Origin of the sequence: Streptomyces globisporus (genome assembly GCF_003501885.1) — a bacterium.
GTDB classification, from domain to species: Bacteria; Actinomycetota; Actinomycetes; order Streptomycetales; family Streptomycetaceae; genus Streptomyces; species Streptomyces globisporus_D.
On record NZ_QWFA01000364.1, the window covers coordinates 1 to 2,109 of the forward strand.

At 73.6% G+C, this 2,109-nt stretch carries 2 protein-coding genes; one reads left to right on the forward strand and one right to left on the reverse strand.

Annotated features, from left to right (window positions below; genetic code table 11):
- Positions 1 to 621: hypothetical protein (locus tag D3105_RS33510; RefSeq protein WP_118906567.1), on the forward strand; the 621-nt coding region annotated here is incomplete at its 5' end.
- Positions 622 to 648: 27 nt separating this feature from the next.
- On the opposite strand, the gene D3105_RS33515 is transcribed toward D3105_RS33510, so the two are convergent.
- The gene (locus tag D3105_RS33515) at positions 649 to 1,851 is read right to left on the reverse strand and encodes an amino acid deaminase/aldolase (protein ID WP_118906568.1); all 1,203 of its coding nucleotides are present in this window, start codon (positions 1,849 to 1,851) and stop codon (positions 649 to 651) included.
- Between the last annotated feature and the right edge of the window lie 258 nt (positions 1,852 to 2,109).

The following is a 2,109-nucleotide window of genomic DNA, read 5'->3' on the forward strand; positions in this document are numbered from 1 at the left end:
CCCGTCACCACCCCCACGGCCCCCGCCACGACCACCGACGAACCCGACCCGGACGCGAACCCGGCCGTCCTCGTCGACCAGCTCAACGGGGTCACGGTGCCGGTGCCCGAGGGCTGGGAGAAGCCGAGGAGCAGTTCCTCCGACGTCCCCACCATCCGCACCGTCCAGTCCTACGACTGCCCCGGCGGCTCGTCGTTCTGCTACCACGGCACGGTCACCACCCACACCGCCCGGAGCGCCGAGACCGACCCCAGGGCCCTGGCCGAGGCCGACATCGTCACCGCCGCCGACCTGGCCTACGAGGAGGACAGCCTCGGCCGCCGCAACCACGGCGGCATCACCGCGCACAAGGTGCTCAAGGCCGAGCAGCTGTCCGTCGCCGGACGCGCCGGCTACCTGGTGCGCTGGCAGGTCACCACCGGCAAGGGACCCGGCGGATACGTGCAGTCCGTCGCCTTCCCCTCGTCCGTGGGCAGCGGCACCCCCGTGATCGTCCGGCTCGCCTTCGACGCGGACGTCACCGAGCTGCCGCTCTCGCTCATGGACACGATCACCCGGGGCATCCGCCCGCTCGGAGACAGCGGGACGAGCGGAGGCGTGGGCGCGTCGATCAGCCCCTGAACCCGCTGAACCCGCGCGTGTCCCCGGTCAGAGGAAGGTCCGCCCCTCGCCCCGGTACGTCGGAACGCTCGCCGTGACCCGGTCGTCCTCGATCAGGTGCAGCGTGTCGAACCGCTCGCACAGCTCTCCGGCCTTGGCGTGCCGGAACCAGACCTTGTCGCCGATCAGCAGATCGTCGGCGGGGGAGCCCAGCAGCGGTGTCTGCACCTCGCCCGCGCCCTCCTGCGGGTCGTAGCGCAGCCCCTGGGGCAGATACGGCACCGGCGAGCGGTCCGCGCCGGCCGCGCCGGACGCCGGATAGCCGCCCCCGAGGACCGTCACCACCCCCACACCGGGCCGGCGCACCACGGGCTGCGCGAAGAGGGCGGCAGGCCGGGCGGTGAACGAGGTGTAGTTGTCGAACAGCCGGGGCACGTACAGCCCCGAACCTGCGGCGATCTCCGTCACCGCGCTCTCGGCCGCCGTGTGCTGGACGCTGCCCGTGCCGCCGCCGTTGACGAACTCCAGCTCCGGCGTGACCGCCCGGACCGCCCGCACCACCTCGGCCCGGCGCACCGCCAGCTCCTTGCGGGCGGCGGCCTGCATCAGCCGGATCGCCCGGGACCGCAGCGGCCGACCGGCGACCGCGTCCCCGACCCCGGCGACATGGCCCTCGTACGCCATCAGGCCCACCAGCCGGAAGCCCGGCCTGCGCTCCACCGAGCGGGCCAGTTCGGCGAGCTGGGCGGGGGAGCGCAGCGGCGAACGCAGCGCCCCGATCCGGACCCGGCCGCCCAGCATCCGCAGCGAGGTGTCCAGCTCCAGGCAGACCCGGATCTCCTCGCGCCCACCGGCCCGGGAGGCGTCGATCAGCTCCAGCTGGGAGTGGTCGTCCACCATCACCGTCACGGCCGCGGCCAGCTTCGGATCGGCGGCCAGCTCCGCGAACGCGGCCCGGTCGGCCGAGGGATACGCCAGCAGTACGTCGTCGAACCCGGCCCGCGCCAGCCACAGGGACTCCGCCAGCGTGTACGACATGATCCCGGCGAACCCGGGCCGCGCGAGCACCCGCTCCAGCAGGGCCCGGCACCGCACCGACTTGCTCGCCACCCGGACCGGCTTCCCCGCCGCCCGCCGTACCAGATCGTCGGCGTTGGCGTCGAACGCCTCCAGATCCACGATCGCGATCGGGGCGTCGAGATGGGCGGTGGCCCGGTTGTAGCGGGTCCGGTCAGCGGCGCGGGCAGTCATGGCCGCAGCTTGCCAGAGAGCCGCTACGGCTGGGTAGGGGGACGATCGGGACAGATCCTCCACCGGCGGGGAGTCCCGTTCCCCGCAGCCCGCCCGCAGCCCGTAGAGTGACCTGCACGCGAGCACCAACAGGCCTGTCAGCGGCGGTGATCCGTGGTCGGTACGAGGATGTGTCAGCAGGGGGCCGGATGAGTACCGAAGCGCAGCGCGCTCCTGTCCCGCCCCGCCCGACCACCCCACCCACGAAGCCCGCGACAC